The 24352-nt window shown below is 48.8% G+C and carries 22 protein-coding genes and 1 riboswitch; of the genes, 14 read left to right on the top strand and 8 right to left on the bottom strand.

The annotated features are described in order from the left end of the window. Positions 1-6: 6 nt before the first annotated feature. From nagA to EJP77_RS15770, 3 genes are read right to left on the bottom strand one after another with little or no spacing between them, the layout of a single operon-like run. Positions 7-1224: an N-acetylglucosamine-6-phosphate deacetylase gene (gene nagA / locus EJP77_RS15760; RefSeq protein WP_246021910.1), complete on the bottom strand. Its 1218-nt coding sequence runs from the start codon at positions 1222-1224 to the stop codon at positions 7-9. Beyond that, positions 1221-1949 carry a glucosamine-6-phosphate deaminase gene (gene nagB, locus EJP77_RS15765; RefSeq protein WP_127200200.1) on the bottom strand — a complete coding sequence of 243 codons (729 nt, stop codon included), beginning with the start codon at positions 1947-1949 and terminating at the stop codon, positions 1221-1223. Before nagB ends, nagA begins: the two co-directional genes overlap by 4 nt. A gap of 16 nt (positions 1950-1965) precedes the next feature. Further along, complete coding sequence (locus tag EJP77_RS15770) at positions 1966-2817, bottom strand: MurR/RpiR family transcriptional regulator (protein ID WP_127200201.1); 852 nt, start codon at positions 2815-2817, stop codon at positions 1966-1968. Positions 2818-3034: 217 nt separating this feature from the next. Here EJP77_RS15770 and EJP77_RS15775 point away from each other — a divergent pair, with 217 nt between their 5' ends. The 4 genes from EJP77_RS15775 to EJP77_RS15790 all read left to right on the top strand — a co-directional run bounded on the left by EJP77_RS15775 (position 3035) and on the right by EJP77_RS15790 (position 6136). After that, positions 3035-3475, top strand: a complete 441-nt coding sequence (locus tag EJP77_RS15775; protein ID WP_246021911.1) for a MarR family winged helix-turn-helix transcriptional regulator — start codon at positions 3035-3037, stop codon at positions 3473-3475. Between the two features lie 68 nt (positions 3476-3543). Then, positions 3544-5136 carry an MDR family MFS transporter gene (locus EJP77_RS15780; RefSeq protein WP_127200253.1) on the top strand — a complete coding sequence of 531 codons (1593 nt, stop codon included), beginning with the start codon at positions 3544-3546 and terminating at the stop codon, positions 5134-5136. 191 nt (positions 5137-5327) lie between these two features. Continuing rightward, on the top strand, positions 5328-5552 hold the full coding sequence (locus tag EJP77_RS15785; RefSeq protein WP_068620025.1) for a helix-turn-helix domain-containing protein: 225 nt from the start codon (positions 5328-5330) through the stop codon (positions 5550-5552). Positions 5553-5827: 275 nt separating this feature from the next. Beyond that, the gene (locus EJP77_RS15790) at positions 5828-6136 is read left to right on the top strand and encodes a hypothetical protein (protein ID WP_127200202.1); all 309 of its coding nucleotides are present in this window, start codon (positions 5828-5830) and stop codon (positions 6134-6136) included. Positions 6137-6253: 117 nt separating this feature from the next. On the opposite strand, the gene EJP77_RS15795 is transcribed toward EJP77_RS15790, so the two are convergent. Continuing rightward, positions 6254-7615, bottom strand: a complete 1362-nt coding sequence (locus EJP77_RS15795) for a dipeptidase (protein WP_127200203.1) — start codon at positions 7613-7615, stop codon at positions 6254-6256. 210 nt (positions 7616-7825) lie between these two features. Between EJP77_RS15795 and EJP77_RS15800 the strand changes: the two genes are divergently transcribed. The 3 genes from EJP77_RS15800 (at position 7826) to modB (ending at position 11210) form a co-directional block, all read left to right on the top strand. After that, positions 7826-8947, top strand: coding sequence for a foldase protein PrsA (locus EJP77_RS15800; RefSeq protein WP_127200204.1), 1122 nt, complete (start codon positions 7826-7828; stop codon positions 8945-8947). Between the two features lie 197 nt (positions 8948-9144). Then, complete coding sequence (locus EJP77_RS15805) at positions 9145-10131, top strand: MBL fold metallo-hydrolase (RefSeq protein WP_127200205.1); 987 nt, start codon at positions 9145-9147, stop codon at positions 10129-10131. A gap of 452 nt (positions 10132-10583) precedes the next feature. Continuing rightward, positions 10584-11210: a molybdate ABC transporter permease subunit gene (modB, locus tag EJP77_RS15810; protein WP_342773029.1), complete on the top strand. Its 627-nt coding sequence runs from the start codon at positions 10584-10586 to the stop codon at positions 11208-11210. Positions 11211-11295: 85 nt separating this feature from the next. Here the strand turns inward: modB and bioB are convergent, their stop codons facing one another. Together bioB and EJP77_RS15820 are read right to left on the bottom strand one after the other, a co-directional pair. After that, positions 11296-12288 (bottom strand): biotin synthase BioB, encoded by a 993-nt coding sequence (gene bioB, locus EJP77_RS15815; protein WP_127200254.1) that lies wholly within the window; start codon positions 12286-12288, stop codon positions 11296-11298. A gap of 329 nt (positions 12289-12617) precedes the next feature. Further along, positions 12618-12920 carry a DUF3055 domain-containing protein gene (locus EJP77_RS15820; RefSeq protein ID WP_127200207.1) on the bottom strand — a complete coding sequence of 101 codons (303 nt, stop codon included), beginning with the start codon at positions 12918-12920 and terminating at the stop codon, positions 12618-12620. A 199-nt stretch (positions 12921-13119) separates the two neighbouring features. On the opposite strand from EJP77_RS15820, the gene EJP77_RS15825 reads away from it, so the two are divergent. After that, positions 13120-14124, top strand: coding sequence for an HRDC domain-containing protein (locus EJP77_RS15825; protein ID WP_127200208.1), 1005 nt, complete (start codon positions 13120-13122; stop codon positions 14122-14124). An 86-nt stretch (positions 14125-14210) separates the two neighbouring features. On the opposite strand, the gene corA is transcribed toward EJP77_RS15825, so the two are convergent. Further along, positions 14211-15146, bottom strand: coding sequence for a magnesium/cobalt transporter CorA (gene corA / locus EJP77_RS15830; protein ID WP_127200209.1), 936 nt, complete (start codon positions 15144-15146; stop codon positions 14211-14213). 935 nt (positions 15147-16081) lie between these two features. Between corA and EJP77_RS15835 the strand changes: the two genes are divergently transcribed. The 6 genes from EJP77_RS15835 to mqnC all read left to right on the top strand — a co-directional run bounded on the left by EJP77_RS15835 (position 16082) and on the right by mqnC (position 22368). Further along, on the top strand, positions 16082-16624 hold the full coding sequence (locus tag EJP77_RS15835) for a hypothetical protein (RefSeq protein WP_127200210.1): 543 nt from the start codon (positions 16082-16084) through the stop codon (positions 16622-16624). A gap of 385 nt (positions 16625-17009) precedes the next feature. After that, entirely contained in the window at positions 17010-17318 is a 309-nt protein-coding gene (locus EJP77_RS15840) for a histidine kinase (RefSeq protein ID WP_127200211.1), read from the top strand. Between the two features lie 213 nt (positions 17319-17531). Then, positions 17532-17659, top strand: a riboswitch (SAM riboswitch). Between the two features lie 116 nt (positions 17660-17775). Beyond that, positions 17776-18711: a homoserine O-acetyltransferase MetA gene (metA, locus tag EJP77_RS15845; protein ID WP_127200212.1), complete on the top strand. Its 936-nt coding sequence runs from the start codon at positions 17776-17778 to the stop codon at positions 18709-18711. A gap of 21 nt (positions 18712-18732) precedes the next feature. Continuing rightward, entirely contained in the window at positions 18733-19914 is a 1182-nt protein-coding gene (locus tag EJP77_RS15850) for an aminotransferase class I/II-fold pyridoxal phosphate-dependent enzyme (RefSeq protein ID WP_127200213.1), read from the top strand. Then, entirely contained in the window at positions 19914-21068 is a 1155-nt protein-coding gene (locus EJP77_RS15855; RefSeq protein ID WP_127200214.1) for a trans-sulfuration enzyme family protein, read from the top strand. The genes EJP77_RS15850 and EJP77_RS15855 overlap by 1 nt, the downstream gene beginning before the upstream one ends. A 166-nt stretch (positions 21069-21234) precedes the next feature. Further along, complete coding sequence (gene mqnC / locus EJP77_RS15860) at positions 21235-22368, top strand: cyclic dehypoxanthinyl futalosine synthase (protein ID WP_127200215.1); 1134 nt, start codon at positions 21235-21237, stop codon at positions 22366-22368. Positions 22369-22478: 110 nt separating this feature from the next. On the opposite strand, the gene EJP77_RS15865 is transcribed toward mqnC, so the two are convergent. Continuing rightward, positions 22479-24134 carry an Ig-like domain-containing protein gene (locus tag EJP77_RS15865; protein ID WP_127200216.1) on the bottom strand — a complete coding sequence of 552 codons (1656 nt, stop codon included), beginning with the start codon at positions 24132-24134 and terminating at the stop codon, positions 22479-22481. Positions 24135-24352: the final 218 nt, after the last annotated feature.

The raw sequence follows: 24352 nt of genomic DNA on the forward strand, positions 1-24352 counted from the left end.
ATCAGGTCAGGTCAATCTGCCTTTGATCCAGACCTTCTGTAATTCCAGATTCTCCTGATCTACAAGCAGGAGATCTGCCTGCTTGCCTGTCTCAATGGAGCCCGTACGAGGCTCAATACGAAGCAGCTTTGCCGGATTGCCGCTGGCCATCTTGGAGGCATGCTCCACACTCAGCCCTACCTGCTGGACAAGATAGCGGAAGCCGCGAATCATGGTCAAGGTACTTCCCGCTAGAGTCCCCGGGCTTTCTTTAAGCGTACATACATGGCCCTCAACAACAACCGGAAGATCGCCAAGCATGTACTCCCCATCACCTAGTCCCGCCGCAGACATCGCATCCGTAATGAGGATGAAGTTCTCCGCAGTCTTCAGCTTGGCAATGATGGAGATTGCTGCGGCATGAACGTGAATGCCATCGGCAATAATCTCGGCACTTATCTGCGGAGAGCTGAGAATGGCACCGGCAGCTCCAGGCTTCCGGTGATGAAGCGGAGTCATCGCATTGAACATATGCACCGAGTGATGGAGACCGACTTCTATCGCAGCCATAATCTCTTCATAAGTGGCATCGGTATGGCCTGCCGCAGCTACAATTCCTTTGCTGCGAAGGTAACGGATCAGATCATGCGCTCCCTCGCGTTCAGGGGCAAAAGTGACTTGTTTGATCAGACCGGGATACTTCGTTTCCCATTCATCAATCCATTCTTTATTCGGGGGAACAATGTGTTCTGGATTCTGTGCGCCAGGCCATTTTGGACTGATGAAAGGTCCCTCCAGATGAATACCTTCGAGCTGGGCGTAGGGCATATCCTTTGATTTGTAGATATGAACTTCTTCCAGAACCCGGTCCAACACCACCCTCGGCGTTGTCATCGTGGTAGCCAGCATCGCCGTGGTACCCTGGCCTGCATGAAACCTTGTAATAGTATCCAGCGAATCCTGCGTGGAATCCGTAAAATCTTCTTGCATTCCTCCATGAACATGGATATCAATGAATCCTGGTAGGACATAAGCTCCCTTGGCATCGATAACCGTGGCCGAGTCAACGTTCAGGGTAGGGGCTCCAGATGAGGAACCAACGTAACGGATGATTCCGTCAATTACCGTGACAGCCCCATCCATAATAATCCCAATTGGCGTGACAACTTGACCGTGGATAATCTGGAAGGTGGTTCTATTATTCTTATTCCTCTGATTCTTCTGATTGCTCTGGTTGCTCATCATAACCTTCCTCCTGCAGCTTGATCGACCAGGACAACCACATTCGAGTGGGTCTGGATCAGGGAAGCGGGACATTGCGTCGTTAAGGGTCCTGTTAGGGCACGTTCCAAAATTTCGGCCTTGCTTGCTCCCCTGGCCATAAGCAGGATTTGCCGGGATTTCAGAATCGAGCCAATGCCCATCGTTATCGCGTGGGTAGGGACCTCATCAATGGAATTGAAAAAGCGGGCATTCGCCTCCCGGGTACGCTCCTTCAGTTCCACCACATGCGTATGGGCATGGAGCTCGTCAGCAGGCTCGTTAAACCCGATATGGCCATTGTGGCCAATACCGAGAATCTGCAGATCAACCTGTCCGGCATTCTCCAGCATCCGGGTATATTCGAGCGCTGCCTTCTCTGGATCCGCTGCGGTTCCATCAGGGATATGCGCATTCTTCAGGTCCATATCCACATGGTTGAACAGCTTCTCATTCATGAAGTGGCGATAGCTTTCCGGATGCTCGGCTGACAGACCGATATATTCATCCAGATTAAAGCTCCGGGCCTGTGCGAAGCTGACCAATCCCTGTTGGTACAGTTCAATCAGATGACTGTATACACCTACAGGTGTACTGCCTGTTGCAAGACCTAGAATTGCACGGGGATTGGACTGGAGCAGACTGGCAATCATGCCAGCCCCAACCTGGTTGAACTGTTCGTCACTGGATACCTTTACAATGTTCAGCATCGGAATCATTCCCTCTTCAAGTATTTGTGCGGAATTTGCGTACATTCTGATAAGAGCTTTCCAGCCGCGGAATATAGTCCTCAAATTTTCTGCTTACCATTCCCGTAAAAAGAATATCGATAACGTGCAGCTGTGCGATCCGGGATGCCATATCTCCGCGCCGCATCCCTTTCTCAAGAGAGGAAGAGAAGAGGGATATATCCGCCAGGGAGGCCAGCGTGCTGCTGCCGTATTGAGTCAGGGAGATCGTGAAGGCTCCGCTATCCTTCGCACAGCGCATGGCACTGATCGTCTCGGAGGTCTCTCCCGAGTAGGACACGGCAAGAGCTACATCTTCGGGACCGAGACCGGAAGCGGAGGTGATCTGCATATGGGAATCCGCGAAGGCCGTGCTATTCTTGCCGATACGTATCAGCTTTTGATAAAAGTCCTGGGCGACAATCGAGGAGGTGGCTGCGCCATAGAGATCAATGCGTCCGGCCCGGCACAATGCCGCTACAGCTTTCTCTAGCAGGCTCATATCCAGTAGCCTGGTTGTGTCCGTGATCGAGGCCAGGTGATTGGCTTCTATCGCTTCGGCAATTTTATGAAGAGAGTTGCCGGCGATCACATCCTGGTAGGCATTCTCAGAAGGCTTCTGGGCAAGCTCGCCAGCCAGTTTCATTTTGAAATCAGGAAATCCCTTGAAATGGAATGTCTTGCAGAAACGAGTAATGGTGGAAGGACTGATCCCGCATACCTGGGCAAGCTCGGTTATGCCGAGATGAACGACAGAAGAAGGGGACTCAAGAATCTTCTCGCCCAGACGTCGTTCCTGCGGGGGCAGAGCTTCTAATTGTTGTTCCAAAGCATGAAGAATAGGAGACAAGCTTAACGCCCCTCTGAAAATTATTTTTGATAATTAACTTTATTTAGTGAAAATTATTTCTAATTTTGATTTGATAATAATACATTCCAATCGGTTTTTCAAGGACTCCAGACTAAGTATTGACAATTTTTTTAGCAGGTATTATATTTTCATAAGTTAAATAATAAAGTATTTAAATATTAAACATGGAAGACATGTAGATTGAGGTGATGGGCTTTTGGATTACGATGGTTACATCGACCGGATAGAGGCGGCCTGGAAGAGTACGATCCGCAAGATGGAATCTGAGATCATGGTTCACCGGGAGCTTGGGCTTACCGGCCCCCAGTATCACATGCTGGCGCTGATCTCGAAGGAGAAATCGTGCAACATTTCATATCTGGCTGAGAAGCTGGAGGTGAAGCCGAGCGCCATAACAGTCATGATCGACCGGCTGGTACAGAACGATTATGTAGAACGGCGCCATGACGAGCATGACCGTAGAGCCGTGCTTGTCTCAGTAACTGAACACGGGGAAGAGATTCTTAAAGAAGCCAAGAAAAAGTCACGGGCTATTATCAGGTATTACTTCTCCCATCTGGATGAGAACGAGCTGACTACACTTACGGGAATATTTGAGAAGTTCGCAGCCATAGAGAAGCCAGGCAGGGAAGAATGAACGCCAAGAGCAGGACATTTTAAGGAGGAACGGTTATTTTGTCAGAACACATTACTGAAGCACCTGCCATGGATGCTTCCAAGAGAAAGCTGCTCGTCATCGGGCTTATCATCGCCATGCTGTTCGCGGCGTTAGATGGCACGATTGTAGGTACAGCGATGCCAACCATAGTCAAGGATCTGGGTGGGCTCTCCTTGATCACCTGGTTGACCACAGCCTACTTGCTGACTTCCACTACAGTTGTACCCCTGGCCGGCAAGCTTGCGGATTTGTTTGGACGCCGCGTTGTCTACATGACGGGGCTAATTATATTTATGGCAGGCTCCGCATTATGCGGGATGTCCCAGAATATGACGGAACTGATTATCTTCCGGGCTATCCAGGGTCTGGGTGGCGGGGTCATGATGCCAATGGCCATGATCATTATCGGGGATTTATTTACAGGTAAGGAGCGCGCCAAATGGCAGGGGATCTTCGGAGCCCTGTATGGACTGTCTTCCGTCCTCGGTCCGCAAATCGGCGGCTGGATCGTAGATGCCTGGAACTGGACTTGGGTCTTTTACATTAACCTACCAGTTGGAGTACTTGCTGTTATCTTTATCGCCAAAGGCCTGCCGAAGCATATCAATAAAGGACCGGTCAGGCTGGATATGGCCGGTACGATTACGATGGTCATCGGCGTGGTGGCCCTTCTCCTGGCGCTCAGCTTCGGGGGAGAGAAGTATGACTGGGGCTCATGGCAGATTATAACGATGTTTATCGTTGCTCTTATCTCGCTTGCCGCTTTTGTCTTCATTGAATCCAGAACAGAAGATCCGATTCTCCCGGTCTCCCTGTTCAAGAACCGCACGTTCACCATGCTGAACGGAATTGGCTTCTTCATGGCGATCGGCATGTTCGGGGCCATCATGTTTGTGCCTCTCTTTATGCAGTGGGTCGTTGGAGTAAGCGCAACCCAGTCGGGGACCATTATGACTCCGATGATGATTGCCATGATTCTGACCAGTGTATTTGGCGGACGCCTAGTGTACTCCCTTGGTGTCAAGCTTCAGATCATTCTGGGTATGCTGGTGATGGCTGCCGGCTTTTATCTGCTGACCACGCTGTCTCTAGACACCAGTCAGCTCATGGCTACCTCTTATATGGTCGTGATTGGACTGGGCATGGGTCTGGTTATGCCTATTCTGACCCTTGCGCTTCAGGAAAGTTTTCCGAAAGCACAGCTGGGTGTGGTCACTTCATCTTCCCAGTTCTTCCGTTCCATCGGGGGGACGTTCGGTATGACTCTACTTGGCGCTATCATGAATAATAAATCAGGCAGCATGCTGACGAGTGACCTGACACCACTTCTAAGTCAGCTGCCGGAGAAAGCCAAGCCGCTGGTGGATAAATTCAACGATATGATCGAACACAATCCGCAGCAGATCTATTCTGCCGTGCAATCCCCAGAGATGCAGAAGGCGATTCCGCCGCAGCTGATGGAGATGGTGAATCCGATTCTCAAGAATGCACTGGTTGAATCCTTGCATAGCGTCTTCCTGTATGGATTGTTCTTTGTCCTAGCTGGGGTAGTCGTTGCTCTGGTGATGAGGAACGTCAAGCTGTCGGATGCCGGCAAAAAGAAACCGAGTGCCGCAGCAGAGAACGCTGTTCAGCAGTAACATACACTTACACGGTAACGCCGGACTCCTGCAGAAAGGGTCCGGCGTTCTGCCATTGCGGCAGCTTGCCTGCCGAATATGCCCATTTTTCCCTATGCACCGCACCTTCTGCGTACCCCATTCATAATATGTCTTGACTGTATCCCTTGCTTGTTAAACCACAAAACCCGAGCAAGGAGGGGTGACACATTTTGAAGGGCAGCGATCGCAACAGTAAATTCCTATTAACACATCGTGAGCGGGAAGTTTTCGAACTGCTCGTGCAGGATAAAACGACGCGTGATATTGCCGGGCAGCTGTTTATCAGTGAGAAGACGGTGCGTAACCACATCTCAAATGTCATGCAGAAACTCAACGTCAAAGGTCGTGCACAGGCAGTAGTCGAGCTGATTAAGCTTGGGGAACTAAAGATTTGAGGGTGCTTCACCCGGCATGAAGCATGAGCCTTCTCGATGGATACCGCAGGGGAATCCGAGAAGGCTTTTTGTTGTACATAAAGCAGCTGAATTGCGCGATAATTGAAGAAATATTTGGGAAAGCATGAATTTAGCCTGAAAAAGAGGTATGATATATAGCAGAGCCATTAAAAGTGAGTATCAAAAGTCAGGACGGCAGCCTTTTCTTTGTGACCCTACATTCAACTGGTTGGTACGAATACCATAAGTGGTTTAACAGAAAAGGGGGAAGACAAGTGAAAGTGAATTTAAATTTTACGAACAAAGGTAAAATCGCAATCGAGAATTTCAACAATGAGGAGTTACTTGAAATATTTGCGAGATACATCCGTACACTCATGAAAAAGTATGACATCGAGGTCTCGGTTCCGGTTGAAGATAACCGAAACATAGCGGAAGATGGATATATTACATTAATTGCCGAGAATGTAAAATGTGAAGTCAGTACCTTTTTCAATGAGCTGGGAAGAGACATCAAGGTTCCACTGAAGAAGAGACTTGGAGCTAAGGTCGACAATGTGTTCAAGACAGAAGTGTTGGAATAGAATCTGCTGCTGCTTGATCTCTAAGGTACAAGCAAAAACAGCCATTCGGATGGCCCCTTTAAGGGGAGAGATCCGGATGGCTGTTTGTATATCATCAATAAACGCTGACCTTGCGCCTTAAATCATCTTCAAGTACTCAACAAGGGTGAGCAATCCTTTATCGAAGTTCTCCAAGTTGAAATGCTCATTTGGAGCATGAAGATTCTCGTCAGGCAGGCCAAAGCCCATCATCACCGCTGGAGCGGAGAGAACTCGTGACAATTTGGCTACGATAGGAATCGAGCCGCCGTCCTTTGTGAAGAGCGCGCGCGTTCCATACACCCGCTCGTAGGCGTCTGCTGCCTTCTGGAGCATCGGATGGGACGGATCGATATTGAATGCGAAGGCTTTCTCCATCGGCTTCACCACGACCTTTGCGCCCGGCTGTATGTGGGAATGGAGATGGCGTTCAATCTTGTCCAGCATATCCTGCGGGTCCTGGTCCCCGACAAGTCGGCAGGTAATCTTGGCATGAGCTTCCTTTGGAATTACGGTCTTGGAGCCTTCGCCCTGAAACCCTCCATATACCCCGTTAAGTTCAAGGGTCGGACGCGCACCTGTTCGTTCAACGAAGGAGTAGCCTTCTTCCCCATATAACGTATCCAATCCCAGATCTGTTCGCAGCCCTTCCTCATTGAAATTCTGCTTCTCGAATTCCGCTCTCATCTCACTGGAAAGCTCCGGAACACCTTTATAGAAGCCATCTACGGCAATACGGCCCTGCTCATCGTGGAGTGAAGCGAGCAAAGAGACCATGGCATGCAGTGCGTTAGGTACACCGCCTCCAAAGGTGCCGGAATGCAGATCCGTGTTCGCGGTATGTACGGATATTTCCAGCGAGCATAAACCGCGGAGTCCTGTACTGATGGCGGGTTTCCCTTTCTCAATCAGGGAAGTGTCCGAGATGAGGACCACATCGGCCGCAAGCTTCTCTTTGTTGTCTTGAAGGAACAGAGGCAGGTTAGGGCTTGAGACTTCTTCTTCTCCTTCAATGCAGAACTTCACATTCACTGGCAGCGCGGACTCTTGGCTTAACAGGGCTTCAACCGCCTTGATATGCAGGAAGAGCTGGCCTTTGTCATCCGTAGCTCCTCGGGCATACAGCTTGCCGTCCCGGATGCTGGGTTCAAATGGAGGAGTCTCCCATAGATGAAGAGGGTCAACAGGCTGAACATCGTAGTGTCCATAGATCAGAACGGTTGGCTTACCAGGTGCATGAAGATGATCGGCATAGATAATCGGATGTCCTTTTGTTTCATGGATCTCTACATGCTCAAGTCCAGCTGTTCTAAGCGCATCGGCTATCCAGGCTGCGGCTTTGGCCACATCGGGTTTGTGTTCGGAAAGTGCGGAGATACTTGGTATGGTAAGCAGTTCTTTCAGTTGATCCAGATGCTGCTCCCGCAGACTCTCGAAGTAAGCTTTATAATCTGTAGTCATTCAAATCCTCCTAAAATAGGGTATAGTTCTATTTTACTCCTTTTATCGCGCAAACAAAAATGAAGTTCATCTCTAGGAAATAGGACATACAAGCTTTATTAAGAGTTCCTTAAAAATTAACCTGATTTTTTTATGATTTGTTAAGGTTAACCGATAGCGTTTCTGGTAAAGTGAAATTAAACAAGCATTAGAGGGGAGTCAATTATTCGCATGGAAGACAAAGATCAAAAAGATTTGGAGCAAGGGACAAGCACGGGTGCAACGGAAGAAAGCACGGGAATAAAGGAAGAAACTTCGGCTGCTGCGCCGCAGACGTCTGCTCAGGAACCTGGAATTTACTCATCTCCTGACAAGAAGGCGTATGTAACTGAGCAGGGTGCAGGTGGCAACCCAGTCGTTACGGCTGCGAAGAGACAAAGCCTGATCTGGATGGTCATCTCCCTGATTCTGGCTGTTGCACTGGTTATTCTTCTGGTGAAGCCATTAACAGGCAAAGGCACATCGGATAACGGGCCTGTTGCAACGGTTAATGGAGTGGAGATTTCCAAGGACAAGCTGTATGATGAGCTGGTAAAAGCAGGCGGAGCGCAGACTTTGGACGGAATGATCGATGAAGAGCTGGTGAAGCAGGAAGTGACCAAGGCTAATATTAAGATCACTGACGCAGAGATCAAAAAAGAAATTAGTTATCTCGAACAGCAGTATGGTTCTAAGGAAGGCTTGGATGCGGCACTTCAACAGAACAGTATGACCCAAGATGATCTGAATAAATTAGTGGTTAAGCAGCTTGAAATGAGAAAACTGCTCGGCTCCAAAATTAAAGTGACGGATGAAGAAGTTAAGTCATTCTTTGACCAGAACAAAGAGTCCTTGAATACACCGGAGCAAGTCCGCGTATCAAGCATTACAGTGGCTACCCAAGCTGAAGCGGATGATATTCTTAAGCAGCTGAAGGGCGGAAGTGATTTCGCAGCTCTCGCCAAGGAGAAATCTACGGACACAGCTACCAAAGCTAAAGGCGGCGACCTGGGCTTCTTCGCTAAAGGTCAGCAGGACCCAGCGGTGGTAGAGGCTGCGTTCAAGCTTAAGAAAGACGAGCTTAGTGGGGTAGTGGAGTCGCAGTCCGGCTTCCAGATCCTGAAATTGACGGACCGCAAGTCAGCTCACACAGCTACATTTGAAGAACGCAAGGATCAGATTCGTGACGGTCTGGAGTCCCAGCAGGTAACCCAACTGCAGCCTGCATGGCTCCAAGAGGTTAAAGCTAAAGCTAAGATTGTGAATAACCTGGATCCGAAATCGGGAGCAGCTGCTGCTGGAACAACTAAATAATTAAAGGAACATAGAACAGCCGGGTTCATTTGAACCCGGCTGTTTATATATGGAGTACATAAGGTCCTATGTTTTGCTTTGAGTTCAGAGGGGAAAGAAGGTAAAATAAGGAGCATTATATAGGTAATTGAGAAGAACAATACGAGCCTGAACATTCACCTCGTATGATTCTGTGAGGAAGCTGAGGTTGAAGAGGCATGTCCGAAATTAAACAGTGGGAAGATGGCATTATTCAGGTCAAGATCTCAATGGCCCCGCCGCTGAGGTGGGTGAACAGCTATATTCTTCGCGGTAGTAACGGGATTGCAATTGTGGATCCAGGCCCCAAGACCGAGACCAGCATTGGGGAATGGAAGGAAATATGGAGAGAACTTGGGCTGAATAGAGAGGATATTACCGCGGTGGTCGTGACTCACCATCATCCCGATCATTATGGTCTGGCTGGTCATATCCAGTCCTATACGGGAGCCAGCGTCTGGATGTCGCGCCGCGCACATGCCGAGACCAAATTTATGTGGGGCAGCGGAAGCTTGATCAACGAGGAGCTGCCTGCCCTCTATCAGATTCATGGTATGCCGCCGGAGTGGACCCGGCAGCTTCCCGGACACTTGGCCGGCTTCCTGCCCCAGGTGACACCGGAGCCACTCGTATCCTATATAGATGAGGGGATACCGATGGAAATGGGAGACAGACTATGGCTCCCTATTGAGACCGGGGGACATGCTCCCGGGCACATCTCGTTCTATCAAGCTGAGAGCAGAACGATATTGTGTGGGGATGCGGTTCTTCCGCAGATATCCCCGAACATCAGCTTCCTGCCCGGCAGTGATCCACAGCCGCTGCAGTCCTATACTGACGCCATGCTGAAGCTGGCTGGTTATACGGTGGACTTTGCATATCCAGGCCACCGGCACCCGTTCGATTATTTCAGGGAGCGGCTGGAGGCGCTTCTGCTTCATCACGAGGAACGTCTGGGTGTCATCGAAGGCCTGCTGAGGGAACGGCCGCGCTCCTGCTTTGAAGTCTGTACAGCGCTATTTGGAAGTAAGCTGGGCATTCATCAGATGCGCTTTGCCATGTCCGAAGCGCTGGCTCATCTGATCGAACTCGTCAGACAGGGACGAGCCTGCGAAGAGACAGTTCAAGGGCAAATAATCTATTACGCGATCAGCATGGGTGCTTAATGGAGTATGCTGATTAGAGAGTTTAATTAGATAAAGCTAGTTAGAACCAGCTAAATAGATAGTGCTAATTAGAAAGCGGCAAAATTAGTTAATTGTTGTGACGACAACACCTCTTGCTCCGTATTGGACGCGGGAGGTGTTAATTGTTTTTACTCTCCGACAATGTATTTGCCAAAGAGGTAAGTCTAGTGCTAACCTAGGTCGAGACAGGATATGCTGAAGCAGTTTATCTAAAGTCAGTGATCCCGGATTTTGTATCCGGTTAGTTACCCTGCATACAGCCTGATCCGGAGTCATCATCCTTTATCTATCTCCATGGAAGGAATTGTGAAGGCAGGAATCCCGAAGAGAAGTTTGGCTGTCAGACGAGCTCGGGGTGACTTCGAACCAGCCTTTACAACGAAAATATCATGATAAATACAATAGAATTTTGGTCCCCCGTTATTCTCTCTATGAAAGTATCTGTAATAGCGGGATTTATAGCTTTTGTCTGTGCAATATGGACGGTATGGAGAATGACCATACGGAAATTCCCGGGTCTCACCGTGGTGGAGACCCTATTTATGCTGCCACTCGTGCTGCCTCCTACGGTGGTCGGGTTCCTGCTGCTGGTGATTTTTGGACGGCGAGGCTGGGTAGGTCAAGTGTTCGAAATGTTCTTCAACATGCCTATCGTCTTCACCTGGGGGGCTGCGGTCATTGCCGCAGCCGTGGTTGCCTTTCCCCTCGCATATCAGACCATAAAGTCAGGATTCACCTCCATAGATGGCGATCTTATTGCAGTAGGGCGCTCCATGGGAGCGTCGGAGTTTCAGCTTCTCCGCTTTGTCACCTTGCCGCTGGCGCGCCGGTCACTGATGACGGCATTCATTCTGGCATTTGCCAGAAGCCTGGGGGAATTCGGGGCCACCCTGATGCTGGCCGGAAATATTCCAGGCAGAACACAGACTCTGCCTACAGCGATTTATATCGCTGTGGACAATAATGACTTGAATTCAGCCTGGCTGTGGGCCGGGCTTATGGTACTCATGTCGTTTGTGCTGCTGCTGTTCACCAGGACGGCTGCCGAGCGGGACTAAGGGAAGGGAATATGGGTCAGCTCCTGGTACTCGCCATTAGCACAAGGAGGACTTAAGAAGTCCTCCTTGTCTTGTTCGCAGCTCTCTAGAGTGCATTCAATTCAATCTCAAACCCCAGATCCTCAATAATCTGGTGATCCGCGGTAATGTCTTGACCTTCTGTCGTCAAATAGTCACCCACGAAGAGGGAATTGGCTGCATACAGAGCGAGCGGCTGCAGGGAGCGGAGGTTAACTTCTCGGCCCCCGGCTACCCGTATTTCCTTGGTTGGACAGATCAACCGGAACAGCGCAAGTACTTTAAGCGCCTTCATCGCAGGCGTGCGGCCTGCATTCTCAAGTGGTGTCCCGGGAATGGCGTTCAAAAAGTTAATGGGAATGGAATCCGCGTTCAGTTCACGAAGCGCATAGGCCATTTCAACAATTTCCTGATCGGTTTCGCCCATGCCAATGATAACCCCGGAGCAGGGGGACATCCCGTAAGATTTAACCTTGTCCACCGTCTGGACCCGCTGTTCATAGGTATGGGTGGTGGTAATGGATGAATAGTTGGACTTGCTCGTATTCAGATTGTGGTTGTAACGATGCACGCCTGCATCGGCAAGCCGCCTTGCTTGATCGTCCTTCAGAATGCCGAGGCAGGCACAGATTTTGAGCGGCATCGTATCGCGGATTTCCTTGACTGCGTCCACCACTTGATCCAGCTCTTTCTCGGTCGGTCCCCTTCCGGCAGCCACGATGCAGTAGGTTCCTGCTTTGCGCTGCATGGCTTCTCTCGCTCCGGCAAGCAGTGTCTCCTTGTCCAGGAGGGTATACTTCTGGACCGGCGCGGTGGAGACGATCGATTGGGAGCAGTAGCCGCAGTCCTCGGGACAAAGTCCGCTTTTCGCATTGATGATCATATTGAGCTTAACCTTCTTGCCATAGTAATGGCGTCTAACCTGAAACGCCGCGTGCATAATCGGCAGCACTTCTTCGTTATCCGCTTCAAGCACAGACAGCCCTTCCTCTACAGTAATGAGCTCCCCATTCAGTGCCTTCTCGGCAAGCGTGATCCACTTTAACTGATTAGATATCATGGTCTTCATCTGCAGCTCTCCTCACTATGCATATTGTTAACCTATGTATATTAACTTGGTTGACAATTAATGTAGACATTCTATCAGACCTGATATTTCCTGTAAAGGGTATGCCTGGCACAGGTCCTAGCTAAATTTCACACGAGTATGGGGTAGAGGGAAGTCTTATATTATGGAAAATGAACATGTTAGCGGGCTGAGTCAGATGGCTACAGTGAACATGGAGCTGCGGAAATAGAAATGATCGTGTAACCGAACGGGTCCATTTAAGCACACAACAAAAAAAGCGGGGGAAATCCCCGCTTCGCACACCATCTCGTACACCTGAATCAATCTGTGAAATGCGGCTCGCCGAGCACCTGATACAGGAATCCGCGGAGGTCCTCACCTTCTTCTTCATTCAGACTATAGACACGCTCCAGATAACCTTCTTCATCCAGATCGTCAGAGCCCAGGATGGCTGTTCGGCCTGCCTGCAAATCGGTAACCAGCTTCTTGCCGTAGAAGCGGTTCGTAGTTGTAATGGCCAGATCAAATCGCTTCATGGAATGGCCGATGAATGTGATAAAGCGGGTGGATGTCTGCTCGGTGGAATCGGACAGGAAATCCAGGTCCTTCTCAGAAAACGTCATATAGGTACTGCCTCCTAAACTGTCTTAAGTTATTCTTATTATATCAGGAAAAAAGACGTTAGGCGGAATACACTTATATTTGACTTTCTTCCAGAATAAGGTATGATAGGGATAACAGTATACGAATGGGGAAGCACCTCTTTGGCGATAAGCCGGAGAGGTGCTTTTTTGTGTGCTGATTAACAGGAGGTGCTGCCTAATGCGGATCATATTTCTTAATAGTATGGAGAAGAAGTCAGGGGAACAAATGCCAAGTGGAGCCCAGGTGTGGATAGGCGAGGATGAAGGGGTATGGAGAATGGGCTGGAATGAGCTCACCGCTGACGAAGAGGACGAGACCGTCTGGTATGAAGGGGAATCGTGGTCGGAGCTGCTTCATGTCTATCGTCATCGGTTAGCTGTGAAGCTTGGAGAAGGGTTCAGGCCGGTCATAGACGGGATCTTTCACGAACGGGAGGAAGGGAAAGGGAAGGCTGCTCTCGCCCAAAAGCTCGTATTCTACAGCGAACTCAATCCGAACGAGGCATTATTCACCGAGCTGAGTGCATGGCGGCGCAGACGGGCCGCTGCTGAACGCAAGGCCCCTTATCTTATCGCCAGCAACCGTCTGCTCAGATTGATCAGTGTGTTCCAGCCAAGGACACGCGATGAGCTGCTGCAGCTGCCGGGTGTAGGCGAATCCAAGTCTGCGGAGTACGGGGATGAGCTGCTCGAACTGACGCAGCAGGGAGAGCGTTCGTTCATTTTCCCGCTGAACTGGGTGGAAGGGACCCTGGTTGAAGAAGATTTTCGTTCCTGGCTCTATAAGCAGAAGGAAGTCAAGTACCGGGTGGAGATGGAGAAGTTCGGCCTGCGCAGGGTCATGCTTGAAGCGATTGCAGAAGGCAGTGATGTAGAAGAGATGTGCAGGCGGACAGGTCTTGACCGGCGTGAAACCGTAGAGCTGCTTGAGGATCTGGAGAAGGAAGGATATGAACTGGAACCCTTGCTGCTTGCTGAGCTTAAAGAAGTTCCGGAGGCAGAACAGACAGCCATTTGGCAGGCTTATGAGGAACTGGGCGACACTTTTCTTAAGCCCGTCCTTCAGCGGGTATACGGGGCGGAGCTTCCGGCGGAAAGCAATGTGGAGAAGATGTACGAGCAGCTGCGGCTGATCCGCATCCGTTACCGGCGTCAAGGTCCAGGGGTGAGAAGCGCCGGCTAGACATCATAAAGGACGAAGCTCTCCGGCTGCCGGGAAGGCAGGGGATCGTTTCGTCCTTTTAGGTGACTTAAGATGGAGCGGTGAGCTCAGATCCAGTCTTTTTTGCGGAAAATATAGAACATGCCAAAACCTAAAGTGATCATAATCCCGATCACAATGAAATAACTGTATCTGCCGTGAAGCTCCGGCATATTATCGAAGTTCATTCCGTAGATTCCTGTGATCAGGGTCAGCGGAATGAATATCGTTGTAATGGCGGTAAAAACACGCATGATTTCGTTGGCGCGGTTGGCGATACTGGACTGATAGGCTTCTCGCAAGTTGCCCATCAGCTCTCGGAACGTGTCAAAGTTCTCGGAGATCTTCACAGCATTCTCGTAAATGTCGCTGAAATACTTCTGCAGTTGGTCGTCAATGAGCCGCAGATCTTTCTTATTAAGAATATTGATAACTTCCTTCTGCGGACCCAGCATCTTCTTCAGCCATAGAATCTCGCTTCGCAGACCAATAATTTCGTTCAGATGAGAACGCTTGGTATGGACCAGAATGTCTTCCTCCAGCTTCTCGATCTTATCCTCGATCCGATCTCCGACAAGGAAGTAATTATCGACCACAAGGTCAATCAGCAGATACAGGAACCGGTCCGGTTCGTTCACTTCCTGCTCCCAGAGAATAGGCTTGATAGCTCTGAGCTCGCTGATCTTCTGCTTAGTTACCGTAATAATATAATGCCGTCCCAGGAACACGCTGAGTGCACGCAGGAATATCTCTTCATCATCAAAACGAATACTGTTCACAACAATGAAATAATGATTATCATAAATTTCAATCTTCGGACGCTGTTCCTCTTCGGTCAGACAGTCCTCCACTGCGAGATCATGCAGGGCAAAAGCCGGCTGCAGCAGTGCAAGGTCCTCAGCGTCAGCATCGATCCAGTAGAATCCTTCCGCCGGCGGCGTAAGGGTAAGCTCCAAATCCTCTACCACAGTGAATACACCGGCGTTAACATGGCGAATTTTCATCTGATTTCACTCCTTTACCCTTCGTCTGAAGGGATATGCTCTTGTCTATGTGATTCACATAAGAGCACAGAAAAGAAATCAGCAGCCGGAGCATTACCGTAAGTCAAGGCAGTAATGGCACCGGGAAACGAAAGAGCCCCTTCCTCCCGCAAGTGTCCTGCTGATTTGTTCTCTATGCAGTTGTTCTGCAGGGGCATAGCTCTGCGGACTACTCGGGTCGCCTTCCATTTCTAACTTCACCTCTTCGGTTCTGGGCTTGTAACACTCGTCTAGTATAACGCCGCGATATGAAAATTTTCAAGGAAAAAGTCCCTTGACGAGTCATGGGATAACATATGGCACAAGGGGCGAGGAGGTGCAGTATAATTGGTATGAAAATATCACCGGAATTCTTGACGGGAAGCCCGGTTCTCCACCTCAAAAAATTCTTAGCCTCCCAGTCATCTTAATCTGAATTTAAATTAATGAGTATGAATGACTATTCGAATACAGAGTTACATTATGTTTCCCCTCTTTTGATCTCCATTTACCGAATCTAACACTCTCCCTAAACTCAACAAATTACATCTAATTTCTTACTGTGGTATCTGAAATGCCTTGTATTAAAGCATTTTAGACAAGATAAGATATGAGAGATGACTTCTTACTAACTTTTGTAGTATTCGACAACTAAAGATAAAACCATACAAATTACACCCGTTTTCATTTAAAGTTTTATCATCAATAATAAGGAGGAAAATTGGCAATTTTTATAATTGATTTCATAATTAGAAGAGAAAGATAATACTTATGCGAACCTTTGAATTATTATTGGGAATTCGTAGGAGTATGTTTGGATTATTTGAAAATTTTAGCAAAGGGGCCGATGCAATCATGAATAAACGCATTTTAAATCATTCAATGAATGCGGTTAAGAAAGCCCTTGAAGGTAAAAAATGAAAAAAATAATGATTATCGCAACAGGTTGGGTATGTTTATTAGTGCTTGCATCAATTGTCTATGTGGCATGGCCTTGGTTATCCTTGCTTACTGGAATCCATTCGCTCCCGAATCCAACGAGACCGTCCATCATATATGGAGAATTTCCATTTCGATTGGAATATGAACTGAATGGGACTCGAATGGTTATAGAAGATAAATTAATATGTGAATTTGATGGTTTTGGCGCAGATGAAGGAAGGGGGAAGTATCGCAAATGGAATCAAAGGTTAGCTAGTGGGAGTAAGAGCATAATATTACTAAAATTATGTGAAACCAAAGAAATAGAATTTGTTCCTGGGAGTGCAGAATACTACATGGGTGATTCAGGTAGTAGTAAGAATGATAGTAGTTTTCCTAATGCCATTATAATTTCAAGAGATGGAAGGTTTACCACTGAAAGTGGAATACGCGCAGAGCAATTATTAAAGCAATATAATATAAAACTGCTAAATTGGAATGGGAGTCAACCAATTACTAATAATTTTTCCGGGGAATAAGTTAAGGTATTACCACATGTGAGTGTAACAACTCCATGTGGTTTTCTTTTTCTTGATTGTACCCCCAGTGACGAATGAATCAGGCGGCACGTCCCGAAAGAGTTAGTGTAAAAAAAACTCAAGTGGCTTCTTTCTCAAAGCGAGTGAATGTGTGAACAAGTACCATATATTGAATAAGTAATATTTTACACTATAAGGAGCATGTACCCTACGAGGCGGAACTAACAAAAGTTTCTACTGCGAGGAAGATGGAAAAATCACTTGAGAGAAAGCCAATAGTACTGGGAATAAAAGCTTTTGCTAAGCAGATCGACTCACAGTACGATCATTGGTACAAGCAATAAGGAGGTAGTATGTTGGACAGACGAAAGTTATTGTTTGAAATTTGAAATTAATAAAAGACTACTGGACAAGTCAAGCTACAGAGAGTCTGGTCCCGATAACGGATTTGATTTGGACTGAAAATGAGTCGGAATTCAGACTGCTGCAACCTAAGCTATCTGCTGTTGAAGAACAAGAAGCATTCAGGAAGGTTCAGGATGAGCTTATTAGGGGTGTAATACAGATTGATGGTGGGGATGCGCTTGCAGACAAATTGAGACTTGACCTCATTGATATTTTTACAAAAGATTCATTAAAGGAAAATGTAGCTCTACATGAAGAGTTTGTGAGCTACCTTATTGATGTAGAATAAAACTGTAACTCGACCTTGAGGTATTTACTCTTCAAGATCTTTCAATTACCTCAACTATTGCCGAATCATATTTATACACCATATCTAACGAAGCATCTTGCCTTACGGAATAAATTCTGTATAATTAAGATCAGGATGAAGAACAAATAGTCTTCTCTCAGTCAAGTCGAGTGGTCACATTTGACCACACAAAAAATTAACTTCATACGCGAATTCTTATCAAGAGTAGGTGGAGGGACCAGCCCGATGAAACCCGGCAACCGGCGAGTGATCGCACGGTGCTAATTCTTGCAGAACTACAGGCATACGTAAGTGGAGCCTGGGTCTCTGAGAGATGAGAGAGGCGCATATATATATCCGATATGACCTTTCTCTATGTATGAGAAGGGTCATTTTCTGTATGCACCCGCTTTTGACAATAGGAAATCGCACTCATACCAAGAAGGAGTGAACACAAATGCCAATCAAAATACCTGACAGCCTGCCCGCCAAGGAAGTGCTTGTGAACGAGAACATCTTCGTGATGGATGAAAGCCGTGCTTACGAACAGGATATTCGTCCGCTACGAATCGCGATTCTTAATTTGATGCCTACCAAGGAGACTACAGAATCGCAAATCCTGCGGCTGCTGGGGAATACTCCTCTTCAGGTGGAGATCGTTCTGCTTCATCCGCGTTCTCATACCTCCAAGAATACTTCGGCCCAGCACTTGGAGATGTTCTACAAGACTTTCGATGAGATCAAGAAGCACCGCTTCGATGGAATGATCATCACAGGGGCTCCTGTTGAACAGCTGGATTTCGAAGAAGTCAATTACTGGGAAGAGCTGAAGGAGATCTTTGATTGGACGAAGACACACGTCACTTCAACGCTTCATATATGTTGGGCTTCCCAAGCTGGACTGTATCACCACTTTGGCGTGCCGAAGATCGCGCTGCCAGATAAATGCTTCGGGGTGTTCCCGCACACGATTAATATTCCTAATGTTAAGCTGCTGCGCGGATTCGACGAGCTGTTCTATGTACCGCATTCCCGTCACACCTCAGTCCGCAGAGAGGACATCGAGAACAAGCCGGACCTTGAAATTCTGGCTGAATCGGAGGATGCCGGAATCTATCTTGTGGCGACCAAGGACGGGAAGCAGATCTTCGTGACTGGTCACTCGGAATATGATCCGTTATCCCTCAAGTGGGAATATGACCGCGATGTGAGCCGGGGCCTTGAAGTCGCGTTTCCGGTCAACTACTTCCCTAAAGATGATCCGACACGGACGCCGCCATCGACCTGGCGGGCGCATGCTAACTTATTATTTTCCAATTGGCTCAATTACTATGTGTATCAAGAAACACCTTACGATATGGAAGAGAACGCTGAATATATCTATCACATCTAAATTAGGGGGTTGTCTAAGTATATGTCAGATCAAAAGCTTCATATTGAGAGCAGGCTAGCACAAATTGGCTCGGTGGAAGAGCCTGTCACTGGTGCGGTGAATTATCCAATCTACCAGGCTACGGCTTTTCGCCATCCGCGTCTTGGCCAGAGCACGGGCTTTGATTATTCCCGTACGAAGAGTCCAACACGGAAAGTGCTGGAGGATGCGGCGGCGGCGCTGGAATCCGGGGATGCCGGCTTTGCCTGCAGTTCAGGTATGGCGGCTCTCCAGACCATCTTCACACTGTTCGCGCAAGGGGATCATCTGATTGTGTCTCTCGATCTTTATGGCGGAACCTACCGGTTAATCGAGCGGATTCTTGGCAAATACGGAATCACAGCATCTTATGTGGATACAAATGATCTGGATGCGCTGGAGCAGGTACGTCAGCCGAACACCAAAGCGCTGATTGTCGAGACCCCGACCAATCCTCTAATGATGATAACCGATATCGAAGCTGTCTGTATCTGGGCCAAGCGGCATGGGATCCTGAGCGTCGTGGACAATACGCTGATGACCCCGTATTTCCAGCGGCCGCTTGAGCTTGGAGCGGATATTGTCATTCACAGTGCGAGCAAATACCTGGGTGGTCACAATGATGTGCTCGCAGGTCTGATTGTAACGAAAGGGAAAGAGCTGTCCGACGAGATTGCCTTCCTGCATAACTCGATCGGTGCTGTTCTGGGGCCCACGGATTCCTACCAATTAATGCGCGGCATGAAGACCCTTGCGCTTCGGATGGACCGCCATGAGAGCAATGCACTGGCGATTGCGAAACATCTAGTTGCTCATCCGGAGATCGCTGAAGTCTTCCATCCAGGGCTATCGGATCACCCTGGCCATGCCATCCAAAGCAGACAATCGAGCGGCAACACGGGGATCTTCTCCTTCAAAGTTCGTGACGCCCGGTTCGTGGAGCCGATCCTGCGCAGCTTGAATCTGATCGCCTTCGCGGAGAGCCTGGGCGGTGTGGAATCGCTGATGACCTACCCGGCTATTCAGACCCACGCGGATATTCCGCTCGAGATTCGTGAAGCCGTGGGCGTGGACGATCGTCTGCTTCGCTTCTCGGTCGGTGTGGAGCATGTGGATGATCTGATTGCCGATCTGGATCAGGCTATCGAAGCGGCACGGGCCGAAATTGAAGGAGGACAAGGATAATGAGCGGACAAGAACGGAAATTCGATACCAAGCTGCTGCATTTCGGAACGGAAGTGGACGAGGCTACCGGCGCATCCAGTGTGCCGATCTACCAGGCCTCTACGTTCCACCATCATGATATCTTTAATCCACCGGTTCATGATTACAGCCGGTCGGGCAACCCGACTCGTCAGGCACTAGAAGACTATATTGCCGTGCTTGAAGGCGGGGTTCGCGGCTTTGCCTACTCTACCGGGATGTCCGCGATCTCATCGACCTTCATGCTGCTCTCGGCAGGGGATCATATTATCGTAACGGAAGATGTATATGGCGGTACATACCGGCTGTTGACTACCATCCTCAGCCGGATGAATATTGAGACCACGTTCGTCGATATGACAGATCTGGACGCGGTTAAGGCCGCGCTGAAGCCGAACACCAAAGCCGTATATATGGAGACGCCATCGAATCCAACGCTAAAGATCACAGATATCGGAGCAGTGGCGGAGTGGGCCAAGGAAAAGGGCCTGCTCAGCATTGTCGACAATACGTTCATGACCCCTTATTACCAGCGTCCGCTTGAGCTGGGTGTAGATATTGTGCTGCACAGTGCGACCAAGTTCCTTGGGGGCCATAGTGATGTGCTGGCCGGTCTTGCCGTGGCAGGCAGCGAAGAGCTTGCTAAGCAGCTCAAGTATCTGCAAAATGGTCTGGGCACGGTGCTCGGTGCCCAGGATTCATGGCTGCTTATGCGCGGCATGAAGACGCTGGCTGCGCGTATGGCGCACAGCGAGATCAGCGCGCGCAAGCTCGCGGATTGGCTCAGCAGCCGGGATGACATCGGCGCTGTGTATTACCCCGGCCTGCCGGAGCATCCGGGCCGGGAAGTGCAGGAGAAGCAGTCGACCGGCTATGGCGCGGTCGTATCCTTCGACGTGGGTTCCGGTGAGCGCGCAAAGCAGCTGCTCAGCCGTGTGAAGCTGCCGCTCGTTGCGGTGAGCCTGGGCGCTGTGGAAAGTATTTTATCGTATCCGGCTATGATGTCTCATGCCTCTATGCCTGCTGAAGTGCGTGCCGAACGTGGAATTACAGATGGGCTGCTGCGCTTCTCTGTCGGTCTTGAGGATATAGATGATCTGATTGCAGATCTGGAGCAGGCGCTTCAGAACAGTTAATTTGTCAGAGGCCCATGCATTGTTCCACTGAAATTTAGTTCAATAAATGTTCAAATTCCTTGATTTAGTATAAGCACCCGGACGTTTCGGGTGCTGTTTTTCTTGGGCGGGTATGTTACGATGAAATAATGAATATAATTACCAGACTCTTGTTAGGAGGTTCTGTATGATAGACTCAATTTTGAATAAAGCACTTCAGGGCGAACGCCTTACGGTTGAGGATACTACGGCTCTATTTGAATCCAATGAAGTTGAGAAGATGGGGCATACCGCCAATATTCTCATGAACCGCATGCATCCCGATCCTATCGCTACCTTTGTGATTGGGCGGAATATTAACTATACGAACGTATGTGATGTGTACTGCCGATTCTGTGCCTTTTACCGCAGACCGGGTTCGGAAGAGGGGTATGTGCTGCCGGATGAAGTGATCTTCCAGAAGATCCAGGAGACGATGGATGTGGGTGGAACCGAAATTCTGATGCAGGGCGGTACGAATCCGAACCTGCCGTTCAGCTATTATACGGATCTGCTGCGTGCGATCAAGCAGCGCTTCCCGGAGATTACGATGCACTCGTTCTCCCCGGCGGAGATTCAGAAGATGGTTGTTGTCTCGGATGGGCTTACCCTCGAACAAGTTGTACGTCAGATTCACGAAGCGGGTCTTGATTCCCTGCCGGGCGGCGGAGCTGAAATTCTGGACGACCGGACACGGCGCAAAATCAGCCGCCTTAAGGGCTCTTGGACGGAATGGATGGATGTCATGAAGACAGCCCACAAAGTCGGCATGAACACTACGGCGACCATGGTTATCGGCCTCGGCGAGACGATGGAAGAACGCGCGCTGCATCTACACCGCGTACGTGACGCGCAGGATGAATGCATCCAGAATGGCTACGATTCCGAAGGCTTCCTGGCCTTCATTCCATGGACGTTCCAGCCGGATAATACGAACCTGAAGCTGGATCGCCAGACACCGGAGGAGTACCTGAAGACCGTAGCGATCAGCCGGATCACGCTGGATAATATCAAGAACTTCCAGTCCTCCTGGGTAACGATGGGACCTGAAGTCGGCAAGCTCTCCCTTCAGTATGGCTGCAATGACTTCGGCAGTACGATGATTGAAGAGAACGTGGTCTCGTCCGCAGGGGCAACGCACAAAGTGAACATCGGCTCAATTCTGCAGCTGATCCGCGAAGCCGGCAAGATTCCTGCGCAGCGGAATACCCGTTACGACATTCTTCGCGTGTTCGATGATGAGAGTGCGAATGTCGAGAATGATTTTGTGATGCAGAACTAATTTTTTAATTTTATAACCAATACAATATGGAATGAACTAGAGGACATAATCAGATTTGGCAAATGAAAGGCGCAGGAACCCTAAAGGGAGCTGCGCCTTTTTACTCTATCTTAATACACAATCACTTTCGCTTTGATCTCGACGCCCTGATAGCTTGCCGTGAGTACGGTCTCACCGTGCCCGACCGCTGTAAGGTTACCTTCACTATCTACCACCGCAACTTTCGGATTCCCGGTAGAATAGGTTCCTTTTAAGGTAACGTCTTTCGTTCCGGCTCCATCTTTGATTGTTAGACGGGTATCCAGCGACTCGCCGGGCAGCAGACTGTATTCGTCTGAATCCAGCTTAAGCCCATTAACCGCGGGCTTGAACACATAAATTTTCGCAGTCACGGTTTGATCTTGATAGGAAGCATGAAGTGTCGTCTCACCTGGACGAATTCCGGTAATGTTCCCGGCCTCGTCAACCTGGACGATGCTTCTATCATCGATCACATATTTTCCCTGGGAGGTAACGTCCTTTGATCCGCCCTGTTGATCCTGAACGATTAAATGGGTGTCCAGTGTATCGCCTGGAATCAGGCTATAGGAGATAGAATCTAACTTAAGCTGGACCTCCGGATGATCAGAGTCCGGTTCAGGAGCTTGCGGGGTTATTTTCACTAAATACCCGTACCCGTCCGAAGTTCCATATGTGGCAAATTCTTTGTTGGGGAGGGGAATCACTTGCTTCAAAAATTCTTGGGTCCAGCCTCCTCCCAAGTACTTGAAGTCCCCTTGGGTTCCATCCTCATGAAGGACAACAACATATTCATTCTCCAGGGCATGTGCAGCCATAATATTCCCCCCAATGTACAGATCCCCTTCTTTAGTAAGCTGTACATCTTCGACCGTAATATTGATTCCTGTCTCGATGTCCGTGCTCCACAGAACATGATCGTTCTGATCGATTTTGGATGCCATAAGTGTATTTCCGGTTACCTTAACATCAATCAGGTTATGATCCGGCGCCTCAATCACGCGGCTTCCGCTGGGGAACAAGTCTGGGTTGCTTCGGTTCCATAATTCCTGACCTGACGAATCCAGCTTTGTAATCGTATATCCGGGAATTACATAACCTCCGTCCTGGGTTATCTGCAAAGTTGGATTTGGCCCCGCCGGGTTATACGGATGGTAGCTCTCCCATATTAAATCCCCGCCAGCATTGAACTTCTTGATCATGACCTCTGAAGCCATATTTCTCTCGACCTGGGCCGCAAGGATGTAACCGCCGTCTTCAGTAATGCGGAAGGATTGCAAGGAGCCAGACCGATTGCTGGAAAGTATTTTCGTGTCTAAATAGTGGCCTTCGGCATCTGTAGTTACCATGAAAAAGTCCGTAAGTTTGTACCAATCACTGGTTCCGGTGATAACAAATCCGCCATTATGAGCTTCCTGCAGGGAGCAATTCGAATTTTCGGAGAAATACCGCTCAAAGCTTGAATTCGTTGGCAGCTCCGGTGTCAAAGTGCGGATCCATTCAATGGCTCCTTCTGAACTTGTCTTCGTCAAGATGAATTCCTTGTTTGTAGCCTGGAGCATCGCAAACCCGCCGTCCTTCGTATGTACTGCTTTTTTTGCGATTCCAGTCGTATCCTGTACCAATACCCATCCATTTGCCGAATCGGCATAGGCTGGATTGAAGCTCCAGCTGATCATAAGGCTAAGCAACGCTAGTCCTGTTACCGCAATTCTTTTCCATTGAAAAAACGGCCGTGTAAGCTGCACTGATATGTCATCCTCCGATTTTGAAAAAATAGGCTGCAATTCACTTCAATTGTATGGAATTGTATAAAAAAGAAGAATAGTTAATTCCTATTAATTAACTAGGATGAAACGGCTGTAAGCTGACGGATTACTGCATACTTAGGGGTTAATGGGCATTAGGAATCAAGCGGAATGGCCCCTTTTCCCTGCATTCTTTTCCATACGTCCCTCCCGTATAT

Source organism: Paenibacillus zeisoli (genome assembly GCF_003994465.1).
Lineage (GTDB): Bacteria > Bacillota > Bacilli > Paenibacillales > Paenibacillaceae > Fontibacillus > Fontibacillus zeisoli.

Bases quoted from the DNA above. Each gene is read 5' to 3' on its own strand.
- nagA (WP_246021910.1), bottom strand. From the start codon at position 1,224: ATGATGAGCAACCAGAGCAATCAGAAGAATCAGAGGAATAAGAATAAT.
- nagB (WP_127200200.1), bottom strand. From the start codon at position 1,949: ATGCTGAACATTGTAAAGGTATCCAGTGACGAACAGTTCAACCAGGTT.
- EJP77_RS15780 (WP_127200253.1), top strand. From the start codon at position 3,544: ATGGATGCTTCCAAGAGAAAGCTGCTCGTCATCGGGCTTATCATCGCC.
- EJP77_RS15795 (WP_127200203.1), bottom strand. From the start codon at position 7,615: ATGACTACAGATTATAAAGCTTACTTCGAGAGTCTGCGGGAGCAGCAT.
- EJP77_RS15800 (WP_127200204.1), top strand. From the start codon at position 7,826: ATGGAAGACAAAGATCAAAAAGATTTGGAGCAAGGGACAAGCACGGGT.
- EJP77_RS15805 (WP_127200205.1), top strand. From the start codon at position 9,145: ATGTCCGAAATTAAACAGTGGGAAGATGGCATTATTCAGGTCAAGATC.
- modB (WP_342773029.1), top strand. From the start codon at position 10,584: ATGAAAGTATCTGTAATAGCGGGATTTATAGCTTTTGTCTGTGCAATA.
- bioB (WP_127200254.1), bottom strand. From the start codon at position 12,288: ATGATATCTAATCAGTTAAAGTGGATCACGCTTGCCGAGAAGGCACTG.
- EJP77_RS15820 (WP_127200207.1), bottom strand. From the start codon at position 12,920: ATGACGTTTTCTGAGAAGGACCTGGATTTCCTGTCCGATTCCACCGAG.
- EJP77_RS15825 (WP_127200208.1), top strand. From the start codon at position 13,120: ATGCGGATCATATTTCTTAATAGTATGGAGAAGAAGTCAGGGGAACAA.
- corA (WP_127200209.1), bottom strand. From the start codon at position 15,146: ATGAAAATTCGCCATGTTAACGCCGGTGTATTCACTGTGGTAGAGGAT.
- EJP77_RS15835 (WP_127200210.1), top strand. From the start codon at position 16,082: ATGAAAAAAATAATGATTATCGCAACAGGTTGGGTATGTTTATTAGTG.
- metA (WP_127200212.1), top strand. From the start codon at position 17,776: ATGCCAATCAAAATACCTGACAGCCTGCCCGCCAAGGAAGTGCTTGTG.
- EJP77_RS15850 (WP_127200213.1), top strand. From the start codon at position 18,733: ATGTCAGATCAAAAGCTTCATATTGAGAGCAGGCTAGCACAAATTGGC.
- EJP77_RS15855 (WP_127200214.1), top strand. From the start codon at position 19,914: ATGAGCGGACAAGAACGGAAATTCGATACCAAGCTGCTGCATTTCGGA.
- mqnC (WP_127200215.1), top strand. From the start codon at position 21,235: ATGATAGACTCAATTTTGAATAAAGCACTTCAGGGCGAACGCCTTACG.